This window comes from Pseudomonas sp. LPH60, from assembly GCF_030718165.1.
GTDB classification, from domain to species: Bacteria; Pseudomonadota; Gammaproteobacteria; order Pseudomonadales; family Pseudomonadaceae; genus Aquipseudomonas; species Aquipseudomonas danubii.
The window spans coordinates 179,912-194,021 of the sequence record NZ_JAVAJH010000003.1 but is presented as its reverse complement, the minus strand read 5'-3'; the positions used below and the strand labels follow the sequence as shown (position 1 = coordinate 194,021).

Annotated in this window: 12 protein-coding genes; 6 read left to right on the top strand and 6 right to left on the bottom strand. The window is 65.3% G+C overall.

Annotation, left to right across the window (positions count from 1 at the left end; translation table 11 throughout):
- The first annotated feature begins 153 nt into the window (after nucleotides 1-153).
- Both Q8O96_RS11240 and Q8O96_RS11235 read left to right on the top strand, forming a co-directional pair.
- Nucleotides 154-678: a DUF4142 domain-containing protein gene (locus Q8O96_RS11240; RefSeq protein ID WP_305948802.1), complete on the top strand. Its 525-nt coding sequence runs from the start codon at nucleotides 154-156 to the stop codon at nucleotides 676-678.
- Nucleotides 679-827: 149 nt separating this feature from the next.
- Nucleotides 828-1,601: a GNAT family N-acetyltransferase gene (locus Q8O96_RS11235; protein WP_305948801.1), complete on the top strand. Its 774-nt coding sequence runs from the start codon at nucleotides 828-830 to the stop codon at nucleotides 1,599-1,601.
- A 7-nt stretch (nucleotides 1,602-1,608) separates the two neighbouring features.
- On the opposite strand, the gene Q8O96_RS11230 is transcribed toward Q8O96_RS11235, so the two are convergent.
- From Q8O96_RS11230 to Q8O96_RS11210, 5 genes are all read right to left on the bottom strand, one after another.
- Entirely contained in the window at nucleotides 1,609-2,385 is a 777-nt protein-coding gene (locus Q8O96_RS11230; RefSeq protein WP_102861566.1) for an AraC family transcriptional regulator, read from the bottom strand.
- Between the two features lie 113 nt (nucleotides 2,386-2,498).
- Nucleotides 2,499-3,767 carry an FAD/NAD(P)-binding oxidoreductase gene (locus Q8O96_RS11225; protein WP_305948800.1) on the bottom strand — a complete coding sequence of 423 codons (1,269 nt, stop codon included), beginning with the start codon at nucleotides 3,765-3,767 and terminating at the stop codon, nucleotides 2,499-2,501.
- On the bottom strand, nucleotides 3,764-3,997 hold the full coding sequence (locus Q8O96_RS11220; RefSeq protein ID WP_102861728.1) for a (2Fe-2S)-binding protein: 234 nt from the start codon (nucleotides 3,995-3,997) through the stop codon (nucleotides 3,764-3,766). The genes Q8O96_RS11225 and Q8O96_RS11220 overlap by 4 nt, the downstream gene beginning before the upstream one ends.
- On the bottom strand, nucleotides 3,994-5,115 hold the full coding sequence (locus tag Q8O96_RS11215) for an FAD-binding oxidoreductase (protein ID WP_102861568.1): 1,122 nt from the start codon (nucleotides 5,113-5,115) through the stop codon (nucleotides 3,994-3,996). The genes Q8O96_RS11220 and Q8O96_RS11215 overlap by 4 nt, the downstream gene beginning before the upstream one ends.
- Nucleotides 5,112-6,044 carry a 4-hydroxyproline epimerase gene (locus Q8O96_RS11210; protein ID WP_305948799.1) on the bottom strand — a complete coding sequence of 311 codons (933 nt, stop codon included), beginning with the start codon at nucleotides 6,042-6,044 and terminating at the stop codon, nucleotides 5,112-5,114. Before Q8O96_RS11210 ends, Q8O96_RS11215 begins: the two co-directional genes overlap by 4 nt.
- A 264-nt stretch (nucleotides 6,045-6,308) precedes the next feature.
- Between Q8O96_RS11210 and Q8O96_RS11205 the strand changes: the two genes are divergently transcribed.
- From Q8O96_RS11205 to Q8O96_RS11190, 4 genes are all read left to right on the top strand, one after another.
- The gene (locus Q8O96_RS11205) at nucleotides 6,309-7,229 is read left to right on the top strand and encodes a dihydrodipicolinate synthase family protein (RefSeq protein ID WP_102861570.1); all 921 of its coding nucleotides are present in this window, start codon (nucleotides 6,309-6,311) and stop codon (nucleotides 7,227-7,229) included.
- Nucleotides 7,230-7,372: 143 nt separating this feature from the next.
- Nucleotides 7,373-8,944 carry an APC family permease gene (locus Q8O96_RS11200; RefSeq protein WP_102861571.1) on the top strand — a complete coding sequence of 524 codons (1,572 nt, stop codon included), beginning with the start codon at nucleotides 7,373-7,375 and terminating at the stop codon, nucleotides 8,942-8,944.
- 26 nt (nucleotides 8,945-8,970) lie between these two features.
- The gene (locus Q8O96_RS11195) at nucleotides 8,971-10,545 is read left to right on the top strand and encodes an aldehyde dehydrogenase (NADP(+)) (RefSeq protein ID WP_305948798.1); all 1,575 of its coding nucleotides are present in this window, start codon (nucleotides 8,971-8,973) and stop codon (nucleotides 10,543-10,545) included.
- A 116-nt stretch (nucleotides 10,546-10,661) separates the two neighbouring features.
- Nucleotides 10,662-11,675 (top strand): Ldh family oxidoreductase, encoded by a 1,014-nt coding sequence (locus Q8O96_RS11190; protein WP_102861573.1) that lies wholly within the window; start codon nucleotides 10,662-10,664, stop codon nucleotides 11,673-11,675.
- A gap of 51 nt (nucleotides 11,676-11,726) precedes the next feature.
- Here Q8O96_RS11190 and Q8O96_RS11185 read toward each other — a convergent pair whose 3' ends face one another.
- Nucleotides 11,727-13,883, bottom strand: a complete 2,157-nt coding sequence (locus Q8O96_RS11185; RefSeq protein WP_207167209.1) for a TonB-dependent siderophore receptor — start codon at nucleotides 13,881-13,883, stop codon at nucleotides 11,727-11,729.
- Nucleotides 13,884-14,110 lie beyond the last annotated feature (227 nt).

Sequence of the window (14,110 nt, the reverse complement as noted above, 5' to 3'; positions counted from 1 at the left end):
CAGGCCAGGGGCGAGGCTCTGCTTCCGGCCTGAACGACTCGCCATTCGTCGTACCACCGGCGATTTTTCTAAACCTTTGCGGCTTCGGGTTTTCCCTATGCAGGCGGGTGCTGTGGCTCCCGCCGTACTGACTTGCAAGAGGAGACTCCCAGCATGAACCCCATGGCCACCATCCTCGGTCGTGCCGGCCTGGCCCTGCTGCTCGGCCTTGGCGCCAGCAACGCCCTGGCCCAGTCCCCCGCGGCCTTTATCGACGACGCCTCGGCCAAGGGCATGGCCGATATCGAAGCCAGCCGCCTGGCGCATCAACACACCTCGTCCAGGACGGTCAAGGAATACACCATTCAGGTGATCAACGATCGCACCACGGCCAACCAGCACCTGGCCAAAATCGCCAGGCAACTGGACCTGCCGGTGGCCCCCCGAGAGCAGGTCATGGACCAGGCCAAGCGCTTGATGCCGCCGCTACCCGAGGGGACGGATTTCGACCGCGCCTATGCCGCCAACCAGATCAAGGCCACTGAAGCGGCGATCCGACAGATCCAGCAACAGGCGCAAACCAGTGACGTGCCGCAACTCAAGGCCTTCGCCGAGGAAACCCTGCCCAAGCTGGAGAACCACCTGCAAATGGCCAAGGCCATCCAGGCTGGACGTCACACCGAGCGCTTGGATGGTTGAGTGATGATCAACTAGCGCCGTCTGCTTACACCTCAGAACATCCCTTCGCACAATAAAACAGGATTGTGCTGGAGCCGCTGGGCCTGTGGGCTTAACGTGGCCCGGGTCAGGCGGCGCATGGCGCGTCGCGAGGCTCAAGGAGGTAGCAGATGGCGCAGGTGCCCAGCGCGTCGATCATCGATCTGTATCACCAGGCGGAAGACTATTTCTTTGTTTCCATCTCGCAGTTCCATCGGCGCTTCGGCGCCGATCTGAGTGCCTATTGCACCGGGCTTGAAGCCAGCAGCCTGAATCTGTTGATGATGAAGGACCGGCCTGGCGACAACAGCGAGCAACTGGCCGAGGGCGTGGCGTTCCTGCAGCGCACCGGCATGCCGTTCTGTGTGGTGATCCCTCAGGCGCAGGTGTCGCGGGTCAGTCTGCAGTTGCAACAGCAGCACCTGATGGCCGCGGACAAGACCACTTGCATGGTGCTCGATCTGGCGACCTACGAAGCGCAGGAGGTATCGGCGCCATTGGCGGATGTGCGTTGCACCGATGAGCATCTGGAGGATTGGGGGCTGCCGGTGCAGAGCGCGTTCGAGCCCGATGGCGGAGGCATCGAGCTGTACCTGGAGCGGCACCGGGCGGCGTTGCTGGCCGGCAGGGCTCTGCGCCATTTCACTTTGTATGTCGACCAGCGTCCGGTCAGTGCCCTGACGCTGTCCCTGGGGCCGGGGGTGGCGCGGCTGGATGATATCGGCACTTTGCGCGAGTGCCAGGGGCGGGGCTATGCCACGGCGCTGATCCACTCGGTGCTGCGCCTGATCCAGGCCCAGGGCGCGAAAATCTGTGTGCTCGAGGCCTCTCTCGACGGCCTGTCGATCTACCGCAAGGTCGGCTTCACGGGCTTGTTCGACTATTGCACCTTCTGCCAGGCGTAAGTCCTGGCTACGTCGTGGCGTTGAGCCGGAACTGCCGTGGGCTGAGTCCGGTCAGGGACTTGAACTGCCGGCTGAAGGCGCTGTGATCGGTGTAGCCGCATTGCAGCGCCACCTCGGTGATCGGCTCCTGGGTCAGCAGCAGCCGTGAGGCGTGTTCCAGGCGTGCCTTGTGGATCATCTGCCGGGGCGTGAGGTGGAAGATGCGCTTGCAGTAGCGCTCCAGCTGCGCCGTGGACAGGTTGGCGATGCGGGTCAGGTCCTGCAGGCGGATGGCTTCGCTGTAGTGCTCGCGGATATGCCGGTCCACGGCCGCCAAACGCTCGTAGGCCGGATGGGTGTCACGGGCTGCCTGCAGGTCCAGGGAGATGCCGGCCATGCCGATGATCTGTCGGTCGTGTCCATACAGCGGCAGTTTGTGGGTCAGGCACCAGCCGGGTTCGCGACTGCCGTACAGGTGCAATTCCAGTTGGCCCTTGATGGTGATGCCCTGGCGCAGCACGCGCTGGTCCTGCTCGGTGTAGACCGGGCCGAGCACCGCCGGAAAGACTTCGGCGGAGGTCTTGCCGAGCAATGGCCGGATGTTCTTGAAGCCGCAGCGCTGGGCCAGGGTCAGGTTGGCGATCAGGTAGCGGGCCTGCAGGTCCTTGATGAAGAACACGGCGCTGGGAATGCAGTCCAGCAGGGGGGTGATCGGGGCCATGCTGGCCAGCAGGCTGTTGATGTCCCCGAGGGATTGGGCGGCGATGGCCCTGGGCAAGTGGTGGAGCTGTGCGCTATCGATCATCGTCGGCCTCTCTCTAGGGGGCTTGGGGGATGGGTCTGTGTCGATAAAGCCAGGGGGTACAAAAGGGCTGTGCAAGCTGGCCGGGTGTTCCCGGCCAGGGTGGGTTCAGGGGCTCAGTCTGCGGCGTCGTGGCAGGTCTCGTCGAGCATCAGGGTGGCGAGCCGGGCCGGCACCAGCGGCGTTCGCGGGGCCACCATGGGCCAGTTGAACAGGCGCTGGGCGGCGCTGGCGCAGACCCGGCCCTGGCAGGCCCCCATGCCGCACCGGCTGTGCAACTTGGCGCTGGGCCAATCGGCTGCCGCCGCCACCGCAGCGTAGGGCACATCTTCGCAACGGCACAGCAGTGTCTCGGGTCGGGCCAGTTCGAGGATCTGCGGTTGCAGCTCGAAGTGACGCTGCAACTGCCTGGCAAAGGCCTGCCAGTGCTGGCGCTGGCGGATCAGGCCGGCGGCGCGGGCGCTCTGGCCGCTGGCCACGCAGCCGGCAATCTCGCCTTCGATCAGGGCCAGTTCGCTGCCACCGATGCCGGTGCATTCCCCGGCGGCAAGGACCTGGGGCAGGCTGCTGCGCTGCTGCTGGTCGACCGCAATGGCGCCGTGTTCCAGGTGACAGCCCAGATGGCTGGCCAGACGGGTATTGGGCACCAGGCCGAAGCCGCAGGCCAGGTAGTCGCAGGGGATTTCCTCGCTGCGCCGACCCTGGCGGATGCGTACCCCTTGCAGGTGCCGGTCCCCCAGGGCCTCCACCACGTGGGCGTTGCAACGGTAGGCCGGGGTGGCCAGCTTCAGGGCCTGGGCCAGCTTGCTTGGCCAGCGCCACAACTGGCCGGCGAAACCCAGCACGGAGGCTGCGGTGGCCTGTTCCAGCACCCGCACCACGCGGGCGCCGGCCTGGCGTGCGGTGGCGGCGCTGGCCAGCAGCAAGGGGCCGCTGCCGGCGATCACCAGGGTTTTTCCATTCACCTGCAGGCCATTCTTCAGCAGGGCCTGCAGGCCTCCGGCACCGGTGACCCCGGGCAGGGTCCAGCCGGGAAAGGGCAGCAGCAGTTCCTGGGCACCGCAGCACAGGATCAGCTGTTCAAAGTCCACCTGCCAGGCCTGTTGCGCGTCCTCCAGCAACAGGCGCTGCGGGCCCAGGGCGGCGATGATCCGGGTGGCGCTAAGGTAGCGCAGCGTCGGGTGCTGCAGGATCTTGAAGCGCTCGGCCTGGAGAGCGGTGGGCGGGTGCCCGGGGCCATTGCGCCAGATCTGTCCGCCGGCCCGCGGGTTGTCGTCGATCATCAGGATCGAGGTGGCGCTGTGGCTGGCGGCCTGGGCGGCGGCGAGTCCCGCCGGGCCGCTGCCGACTATGACGATCTGGCAGTGCAGGCGTTGGGCGCTCATTGGCTGCGCTCCACTTGCATGCCATCCCGGCACAGGGTCTGGCAGGCCAGTTGACGGTGACCGTCGATGGTCATCCGACATTCCTGGCAGATGCCCATGCCACAGAACGGCGCTCGTGGAGCACCGCTGCAGGCGGTGCGGGTATAGGGCACGCCGCTGTTGGCCACAGCGGCGGCCACCGTGAGGCCGCCGCGGACCTCCAGCGCTTGCTGATCCAGGTAGATGATCACGGGCATTCTCCAGTCAGGGCGGCGAAGCGTCCGGGCAGATAGGGGCGCGGGTCGATTGCCGGGCATTCGCAGAGCATCAGGTCCACCAGCAGCCGCGCGCTGCCGGGGGCGGTCGTCACGCCCAGGCCTTCATGGCCAACGGCCAGCCACAGGCCCGGTTGTTGCGGGTGTTCACCCAGGATCGGCAGGCCGTCCGGGCTGGCGGCGCGAAAGCCGGTCCAGGCGCGGATGCCGTTGAGCGTTGCCAGCTCTGGCAGGTATTGCACTGCCCGTTGCAGCATGGGCGCCAGTACGGCCGGTTCGACTTGAGGATCGAGGGTGTCGAATTGTCGGGACGAGCCGATCAGCAACTGGCCGGTCGGACGCGGCTGGACGTTGAAGGCCACCGAGGTGCCGTCACTGGCGTGGGCACTGGCGGCGTAGCCCAGTTCGACCAGTTGATGCTGGACCTGTTGTGGGTAGCGGTCGGTGATCAGCAGGTGGCCCTTCTTCGGCCGCAGGGGCAGGGCCGGCAGCAGTTCCCGGGCGGCGAAGCCGTTGGCCAGCAGCACCCGGGGGGCGCGCAGGACCCGGCCGTCGTCCAGCTCCAGCTGATCGCCGGCTACCCTACGCACATGGCCGCACTGGCGCTGGATCAGTGGATGGCTGCTGAGCATCCAGTGGGCGGTGGCCGGGGCGTAGAGAATGCCGTCTCCGGGGATCTTCAGGGCGCCGCCCAGGCCCGGGCGCAGCATCGGCTCCAGCGCCGCCAGCTGCGGGCCGTCGAGCAGGTGGCCGGTGACGCCGTGGTCTGCCAGGGTCTGCTGCTTGGCTCGCGCCAGGTCCATTTCCTCGCGGTCGGCGGCCAGCCACAGGGTGCCGCAGTTGCGATAGGCACAGGCCTCGGGCAGACGTTCGCGCAACTGCCGCCACAGGCCGATGGAGTAATGACTCAGGGCCAGCTCCGCCGGGTTGTCGTCCATGGCCACAAGATGCCCCATGCCGGCCCCGGTGGCACCGCCACGGGCGTCGTCCAGTACCTGCACCCGCAGGCCGCGGCCGGCCAGTTCATGGGCGCAGGCGGCACCGATGATGCCGGCGCCGACCACGATCACGTCGGCCTCGCCCTGGGCATTCACGAGCCGATGCCCCAGGCGAACGGGTCGCTTTCATCGAGCAGCAGGGTCGCTTCGGCGCTGATGTGGGCGCTGCCACGCAGGGTGGGAATGATCCGCTCGCCGGCCTGCTCGTAGTGGGCGCTGAACTGACTGCCGATGACGCTGGCCTGGCGCCAGGTCTGGCCGGGAGCGAGCTTGCCGTCCGCCGCCAGGCAGGCCAGCTTGGCGCTGGTGCCGGTGCCGCAGGGGGAGCGGTCGTAGGCCTTGCCGGGACAGAGCACGAAGTTGCGGCTGTCGGCCTGTGGGTCGTCGGCGAACAGTTCGATGTGGTCGATGACTTCGCCCTCGGCCCCGGTCACCCCGGCGGCTTCCAGAGCCTCGCGCACGCGCCAGGTGAATTGAGTCAGGGCTTCGACATTGTCCAGGGCAATGTCCTGGCCGTGATCGCTGATCAGGAAGAACCAGTTGCCGCCCCAGGCGATATCGCCATGCACCGTGCCGTGCCCCGGCACTTGCAGCGCCACCTGGGTGCGGTAGCGATAGGCGGGGACGTTGCGCACGCTCACCGACAGATCGTCGTGCAAGGTGGCCTCCACCGTGCCCACCGGGGTTTCGATGCGGTGCACGCCGTAGTCGATGCGTCCCAGGTGGTACAGCGAACGCACCAGGCCGATGGTGCCGTGGCCGCACATGCCCAGGTAGCCGCTGTTGTTGAAAAAGATCACGCCGGCACAGGCCTCCCTGGCCTGTGGCTCGCAGAGCAGGGCCCCGACCAGCACGTCGCTGCCCCGGGGTTCGAGGACGCAGGCGCGGCGCCAGTGATCGTGCTGGCTGCGCAGGGTCTGCAGGCGCTCGGCCATGGAGCCACGGCCCAGCTCGGGAAAGCCGTCGATTACCAGGCGAGTGGGTTCACCTGCGGTGTGTGAGTCGATCACGGTTATTTTTTTCATGGCGGCACCTGACGGGAAAGAACGACAGAGTGGCCTTGGCGGGGGCGGCGTTGCTTGTGGGTTTTCGCTGTGGCAGATGACGAAATCAGCACAGTTTCGCCATGGCCGCTGTGGCGCTGGAGCTGCAATGGGGTGAGGGGCGAGTGTGCCGATTTCGTCTCTTGCAGGGGCGAAAAGCCTCAAGCTGCAAGGGGGATAAAAGGCGACTCTGGTCTGGGTTTTCAACGTCAGTCGGCCCGGCCGACCTCAAACAAGGACCAGACCATGAGCCGTAAAGCCATCCAATGGAGCGGTGTATTCCCCGCTGTGACCACTCAATTCAAAGCCGATTTCTCCCTCGACCTGCAGGCCACCCACCAGGTCATGCGCAACCTGGTGGACGACGGCGTATCCGGCCTGGTGGTGTGCGGCACCGTGGGGGAGAACACCTCCTTGAGCACCGCGGAAAAACTCTCGGTGATCGAAGTCGCCAAGGACGCCGCCGGCGGTCGGGTGCCGGTGATCGCCGGGGTGGCCGAATTCACTACCGAGTTCGCCCGCCATACGGTGCGCGAAGCGGCTCGGGTCGGGGTCGATGGGGTGATGGTGATGCCGGCCCTGGTGTACTCGGCCAAGCCCCATGAAACCGCGGCGCATTTTCGTGCGGTGGCCACCGGCACCGACCTGCCGGTGATGGTCTACAACAACCCGCCGATCTACAAGAATGACGTCACCCCCGAGGTGCTGATCGCCCTGCAGGACTGCGAGAACATCGTCTGCTTCAAGGACTCCTCCGGCGATACCCGGCGTTTCATCGATCTGCGCAATGCAGTCGGCGATCGCTTCGTGCTGTTCGCCGGTCTCGACGATGTGGTGGTCGAGAGCGTGGCGGTGGGGGCCGAGGGCTGGGTCTCGGGCATGTCCGTGGCCTTCCCCAAGGAAGGCGAGACCCTGTTCCGCCTGGCCAAGGAAAAACGCTTCGAGGAGGCCCTGGCCCTGTACCGCTGGTTCATGCCGCTGCTGCACCTGGACGCTCGTCCGGACCTGGTGCAGTGCATCAAGCTCTGTGAAGAACTGGTGGGCCGTGGCTCGTCCATCACCCGGCCGCCGCGTCTGGCGCTGCAGGGTGAAACCCTGGCCGAAGTCAAAGCCCTGGTCGCCAAGGCCCTGGCCACGCGCCCGAGCCTGCCGGACGTCGGCCTGTAGAAACGGGCCTGCAGGATTTGGTCGGGTGCCCTGGGTGGGGGCACCCGCTTCTGCAATACCCCATGTGCTGCAAGCGTCGAGCGGCTCCGCCGACGTGACATTCGACTTGCCTATTCCAATAACCTCAAAAAAGGCGCAGCCCCATGTCAGGCAAAGGCAAATTCAAGAAACAACTCTCTCTGGTGGACCTGACCTTTATCGGTCTGGGTGCGATCTTCGGTTCCGGCTGGCTGTTCGCGGCCAGCCACGTTTCGGCGATTGCCGGGCCGGCGGGGATCTTTTCCTGGCTGCTGGGCGGGTTCGCCGTGCTGCTGTTGGGCATCGTTTACTGCGAGCTGGGAGCCGCCCTGCCCCGGGCTGGTGGGGTGGTGCGCTACCCGGTGTTCTCCCATGGCCCGCTGCTGGGCTACTTGATGGGTTTCATCACCCTGATCGCCTTTTCCAGCCTGGTGGCGATTGAAGTGGTGGCGGCCCGGCAATACGCCGCGGCCTGGTTCCCGGCATTGACCCACGAAGGCTCCAGCAACCCGACCATCATCGGCTGGCTGGTGCAGTTTGCCCTGTTGTGCCTGTTCTTCTGGCTCAACTACTACAGCGTCAAGACCTTCGCCAAATCCAACAACTTCATCAGCCTGTTCAAGTTCATCGTGCCGCTGCTGGTGATCGCGGTGCTGTTCACCTTCTTCAAGCCCGACAACTTCCATGTCCAGGGTTTTGCCCCGTTCGGCCTGTCGGGGATCGAGATGGCGGTCTCGGCGGGGGGCATCATCTTCGCCTACCTGGGGCTGACGCCGATCATCTCCGTGGCCAGTGAAGTGCGTAATCCCCAGCGCACCATTCCCATCGCGCTGATTCTCTCGGTGCTGCTCTCGACCTTGATCTACGGCCTGTTGCAACTGGCCTTTCTGGGCAGCATTCCCACGGAAATGCTGGCCAACGGTTGGAGCGGCATCAGCAAGGAGTTTTCTCTGCCGTACCGCGACATTGCCTTGACCCTCGGGGTCGGCTGGCTGGCCTATCTGGTGGTGGCCGACGCGGTGATCTCCCCCAGCGGCTGCGGCAACATCTACATGAACGCCACGCCGCGGGTGGTCTACGGCTGGGCCCGGACCGGGACCTTCTTCAAGGTTTTCACTCGCATCGATGAAGAGTCCGGCATCCCGCGTCCGGCGCTGTGGCTGACCTTCGGGCTGTCGGTGTTCTGGACCCTGCCGTTCCCCTCGTGGGAGGCGCTGATCAACGTGGTGTCAGCGGCCCTGGTGCTCAGTTATGCGGTGGCCCCCATCAGCGTCGCGGCGTTGCGCAAGAGTGCACCGCAGCTGGCGCGGCCGTTCCGGGTCAGCGCCTTTGCCCTGCTGGGTCCGGTGTCGTTCGTGATCGCGGCATTGATCGTCTACTGGTCCGGCTGGGGCACGGTGTCCTGGCTGCTGGGGCTGCAGATCCTGATGTTCGTGATCTACCTGCTGTGCAAACGCCTGGTGCCCACCGACCACCTGAGCCTGGGCGAGCAGGTGCGCTCATCGCTGTGGCTGATCGCCTTCTATGGGCTGACCATTGTCATTTCCTACCTGGGCAGCTTCGGCGGCATCGGCGCCCTGACTCATCCCTACGACACCCTCACCGTCACTCTCATGGCCCTGTGCATCTACTACTGGGGCGCCAATACCGGAGTGCCCAGCGCCAAGCTGGTGCTGGACGGCGATGAGGTGGAATGACCACTTTCATGCAGACGAGGTTATCCATGACTGTTACTGGACAGATGCTGATAGGTCACACCGCCGTGCTTGGCGGCCAGGGCTCGATTCATGGGCTGGCCGCCGCCAGTGGCGAGGTGTTGCAACCGGCTTTCGGTGGCGCCTCGGCCGCTGAACTTGAGCGCGCCTGTGCCCTGGCGGAGGCGGCGTTCGATCCTTATCGCCAGTTACCGCTTGCACAGCGGGCGGCATTTCTGGAGAGCATTGCCAGCCATATTCTGGGCTTGGGCGAGGAGCTGATTGAGCGCTGTCACTTGGAAACCGGCTTGCCCCGGGCTCGCCTGGAAGGTGAGCGGGGGCGCACCGTCGGCCAATTGCGCCTGTTTGCCCAGGTAGTCCGTGACGGCGGTTTTCTCGGGGTCAGGATCGACCCGGCGCAACCTGAGCGTCAGCCTCTGCCCAGGGTCGAGCTGCGCCTGCGGCATATCGGCCTGGGCCCGGTGGCGGTGTTTGGCGCGTCGAACTTTCCCCTGGCGTTTTCCGTGGCCGGCGGCGACACCGCTTCGGCCCTGGCGGCGGGTTGTCCGGTGATCGTCAAGGCCCACTCGGCGCACCCCGGTACATCAGAGTTGGTGGGGCAGGCCATTGCCCGGGCCGCACAGAGCCTGGGATTGCCCGAGGGGGTGTTTTCGCTGCTGTTCGACAGCGGCCGGGCCATTGGCCAGGGACTGGTGGCGGACCCGCGGATCAAGGCAGTGGGGTTCACCGGCTCGCGCACGGGCGGGGTCGCGCTGATGCAGATCGCCGCATTACGTCCTGAGCCGATTCCCGTGTATGCCGAGATGAGCTCCATCAATCCGGTGCTGTTGATGCCCCAAGCCCTGGAGGCGCGGGCGGAGCAGATTGCCCCGGCGTTCGTTGCCTCACTGACCCAGGGCGCCGGGCAGTTCTGTACCAATCCGGGCTTGATCCTGGCCCTGGAAGGCTCGGCATTGCAGCGCTTTGAAAGCGCCGCCGCCGCTGCCCTAGCCACACAGGCAGCGCAGACCATGCTTACCCCAGGCATTCACCGCAGTTACTGCCAGGGCGTAGCCGCCCTGGCGGCCCATGCCCAGGTGCAGACCTTGGCCCAGGGCTTGGCGGGGCAGGGCACTCAGGCCCGAGGCGCGTTGTTCGCCACCTCGGCCGAGGCCTTCATGGGCTGCGCACAACTGCGGGAAGAGGTCTTTGGCCCGGCCTCGTTGATCGTTAGGTGCCCGGACTTTGCCGCCTTGCAACAGGTGCTGCAGAGCCTGGAGGGCCAGTTGACCATTGCGCTGCACCTGAGCGATGGCGATCACCCCCAGGTCTGCGCGCTGCTGCCGCTGTTGGAGCGCAAGGCCGGACGCCTGCTGGTCAACGGATTCGGCACTGGGGTCGAAGTGGCCCACGCCATGGTTCATGGCGGTCCGTTCCCGGCCACCTCCGACAGCCGCAGCACCTCGGTGGGCAGCCTGGCGATCCAGCGCTTTCTGCGTCCGGTGTCCTACCAGGATCTGCCTGAGGCGCTGTTGCCTGCCGAGCTGCACCGCGCCAATCCGTTGCAGGTGCGGCAACTGCTCGACGGTCAGTTCTCCGGTTGATCCGGGGCGAGACGGCGCTCCTTCTGGAGCGTGCCGCCTCGCCCGTACCTGTTGCCCCCTCCATCCACCAAGACTCTCCCACAGGAGCGTTCCCCACCAGCCATAGAGGTTCCAGAATGTCTGAATACATCACCCTGTCACTGGATGAAGTCCGCGCCCAGTCGTATCGGGTCCTTACCCATCACGGCCTGTCCGAGGCACATGCTCGGGTGATCGCCGAGGTCATCACCCAGGGCCAGCGTGACGAGTGCCACTCCCACGGTGTGTACCGCCTGCTGGGCTGCGTGCGCTCGGTACGCGAGGGCAAGATCGACCCACAGGCCGAACCCAGCGTGCGGCACATTTCCGCCGGGGTGCTGGAGGTCGATGCCCATTACGGCTACTCGTTGCTGGGCTTTCACACCGGCTTGCCGTTACTGGCGCAAAAGGCTCGCAGCCAGGGGATCGCCGCCATGGTGATCAAGCACTGTTTCCACTTCTCTGCGCTGTGGCCGGAGGTCGAGGCGATTGCCGCCAGCGGCTTGGTGGGCCTGGCGATGAACCCCAGTCACAGCTGGGTGGCCCCGGCCGGCGGCCGCCATCCGGTGTTCGGCACCAACCCCCTGGCCTTCGCCTGGCCGCGTCCGGGGGGCCACCCCTTTGTTTTTGATTTCGCCACCAGCGCCATCGCTCGTGGCGATATCGAGCTGCATGCGCGCCAGGGCACGCCGATTCCCAGCCATTGGGCCATAGATGCCCAGGGCCAACCGACCACCGATGCCAGGGCGGCGTTGCAGGGCGCCATGCAGACCTTTGGCGGCCACAAGGGGTCGGCCCTGGCGGCGATGATCGAGTTGCTAGCCGGCGCCTTGATTGGCGATCTGACCAGCGCCGAATCCATGGCGTTCGACGAGGGCGTGGGGGCGACACCTTGCCATGGCGAGCTGGTGCTGGCGTTCGATCCCCAGGTGTTTTTGGGCGAGGGTTATCAGCAGGGGCTGGAGCGGGCGGAAGGGTTGTTCGCGGCCATTGCCCAGCAAGGCGCGCGGTTGCCGTCGCAGCGGCGTTTTGAGGCCCGGGCGCGCAGCCTGGAGCAGGGGGTGCAGGTTCCCCGGGCACTGTGGAACGACATCCAGGCCTTGCTGCCATGACGCCCTGGGGGCGATGGAATCTCCATCGCCCCCAGGGTTCTGCGGGTCATGTCAGAAGCGCAGGTTGGCCGCCAGCTCGGCGGAACGCCCGGGCGCGACGGTGGCGAACAAGCCAACGTGGGACGCGTCGTAGTAGGTCTTGTCGGTGAGGTTGAGCACGTTGAACTGCAGGTCCAGGTTCTTGTTCACCCGATAGGCCAGCATGGCGTCGTAGCGCCAGTAGGCATCGAGGCTGCGGGTGTTTTCATCGTTGGTGTAGCGCTCGCCCACATAGTTGGCGCCGGCACCGACTTTCAGGCGGTCGGTGAGCATGTAGGTGCTCCACACCGAGGCGCTGTTGGGGGCGATGAATTTCATCTGGTTGCCGTTGAAGTCGGTGTTCCTGCCTGAGGCGTACTTGACCGTCTTGGCATCCAGGTAGGTGTAGCCCGCCATCACCTCCCATTGATCGGTGAGGTAACCGGTGGCCCCGACTTCAAAACCTTTCACTTCGACATCGCCATCCAGGGTCACTTCGTTGCTGATCGGGTCGTAGGTCCGGGCGTTGGTCTTCTCGGTCTTGAACACGGCTGCGGTCAGGGCCAGGCGCTCGTTGAGCAGGTCCCATTTGGTGCCCAGTTCGAGGCTGCGGCTCTTTTCCGGGTCCAGGTTGCTGAGCCGGCCGCCTGCTGCGCCATCGGCGCCGCCCGACTGCCCGGCGGTTTCGCCCGAAGGGTTGAACGAGGTGCCGTAGGACAGGTAGATGCTGCCGTAGGGCAGGGGCTTGAAGACGATGCCGCTTTGGTAGGTCCACATATTGCTGCGGTTGCTCTGGCTGGGGTCCCTGACGTGATAGGCGTCGTAGCGCAGGCCCAGGTTCAGGTCCCATTGCTCGTGCAGGGCGAGGGTGTCCATCACATAGACGGCGCGGTTGTTGTGTCGGGTGACGGTGTGCTGGCCGTCGTCTCGTAGCACCGGGGCGAATGGGTCTTTGGGATTGGGGTGATTGAGGTCGCCCAGGTTGCTGTTCTTGGGGCTTGCATAACGGTTCTTGACGTCGATCCGTTCGCGCGAGAACTCCAGGCCCGCGCTGTAGCTGTGGCCGATGGAGCCGGTGTCGAATGTGCCGAAGATGTCGGTCTGGTTGATCAGCGATTCGTTGACCACGTTGCGCCCGCGAGCCGCACGTTGCACGGTGTTCGCCTGTTCCTGCGCCGCCGTGGATATCGGCCGGCTCATGACGTAGTCCTGCATGCTGCGGCCCTGGCGGGTGGTGTTGCGCAGGGTCAGGTGGTCGTTGAAGTCATGTTCCAGTTGCAAGGTCGCAAGGTCTGCCGAGGTCTTGCGGAAGTCGCGCTGGGTGAAGCCATAGAAGTTGTCGCGGTCGACCTTGATCGGCTTGCCGGAGATTTCCGATACCGGGATGCCCTGGTCGGGCATGTCGTCGGTCTGCAGGTGGTAGTAGCTCAAGGTGGCGCGGGTGTCGGTGTTCAGGCCGAAGGTCACGCTCGGTGCCACGCCCCAGCGCGACACTTGCACATGATCGCGCCCGGGGGTATCGGCTTCATGCTTCATGGCGTTCAGGCGCAGGGCCATGTTCTGTTCGGGCAGGTACTGGTTGAGGTCGAGGGTGCTGCGCCGCAGATGATCGGTGCCCAGGGTCAGGCTGCCGGCGCTGAAGTTCTCCTGCTGCGGTACTTTGCTGATCAGGTTGATGGTGCCGCCGGTGGAGCCGCGTCCCGAGTAGGCCGAACCCGGGCCTTTGACGATCTCGATCTGCTCGTAGTTGAAGACTTCATGGTTCATCCGGCCGACGTCGCGGATGCCGTCGATCATGATGTCGGTGCTGGCCTCGAAGCCGCGGATGAAGGGGCGATCCCCCAGCGGCGTTCCGCCTTCCCCGGCGCCGAAGGTGATGCCCGGGGTGGTGCGCAAGGCATCGGTCAGGGTCGACACGGCACGTTCCTGCATCAGGGTGTCGGTGATGATGGTCACTGACTTCGGCGTTTCCCGCAGGGGCGCGGTGAACTTCACCGAATCCGAGGCCTCGCGCTTGTAGCCGGGCTGATGCACCCCTTGCACATGGGTTGGCGCCAGGGTGACAGGTGTCGCCTCGGTGTGACGCTTGGCGTCTTCAGCAGCGGCTCCCAGGCTGGCTTCGCTGAGGGCCATCAGACCGAGAGAGGTGGACCACAACTTCCAGGGTTGTGGGCGGGCGGGACTGGACATTGAGATAGAGCCTCCGTTTTATTTGGAAGCGATTCTCATTAGATAATTATTATCATTCAATCAGATAGTTCTGAACAATGGTGTCGAAAAGTGTATGCGTGGCTGTATACGAAGTGAGGGGGCTTGATCGGGTTTGCTGTGCGGAGCGACGTGTTTTCTTGCGGCGGGCCGTTTTCTTTTTCCGCCAGCCGCTGTTTCATGGTCGACCATCAACCCAGGAGATCACG

Coding starts and splice junctions, on each gene's coding strand:
- Q8O96_RS11240 (WP_305948802.1), top strand. CDS start 154: ATGAACCCCATGGCCACCATCCTCGGTCGTGCCGGCCTGGCCCTGCTG.
- Q8O96_RS11235 (WP_305948801.1), top strand. CDS start 828: ATGGCGCAGGTGCCCAGCGCGTCGATCATCGATCTGTATCACCAGGCG.
- Q8O96_RS11230 (WP_102861566.1), bottom strand. CDS start 2,385: ATGATCGATAGCGCACAGCTCCACCACTTGCCCAGGGCCATCGCCGCC.
- Q8O96_RS11225 (WP_305948800.1), bottom strand. CDS start 3,767: ATGAGCGCCCAACGCCTGCACTGCCAGATCGTCATAGTCGGCAGCGGC.
- Q8O96_RS11210 (WP_305948799.1), bottom strand. CDS start 6,044: ATGAAAAAAATAACCGTGATCGACTCACACACCGCAGGTGAACCCACT.
- Q8O96_RS11205 (WP_102861570.1), top strand. CDS start 6,309: ATGAGCCGTAAAGCCATCCAATGGAGCGGTGTATTCCCCGCTGTGACC.
- Q8O96_RS11200 (WP_102861571.1), top strand. CDS start 7,373: ATGTCAGGCAAAGGCAAATTCAAGAAACAACTCTCTCTGGTGGACCTG.
- Q8O96_RS11195 (WP_305948798.1), top strand. CDS start 8,971: ATGACTGTTACTGGACAGATGCTGATAGGTCACACCGCCGTGCTTGGC.
- Q8O96_RS11190 (WP_102861573.1), top strand. CDS start 10,662: ATGTCTGAATACATCACCCTGTCACTGGATGAAGTCCGCGCCCAGTCG.
- Q8O96_RS11185 (WP_207167209.1), bottom strand. CDS start 13,883: ATGTCCAGTCCCGCCCGCCCACAACCCTGGAAGTTGTGGTCCACCTCT.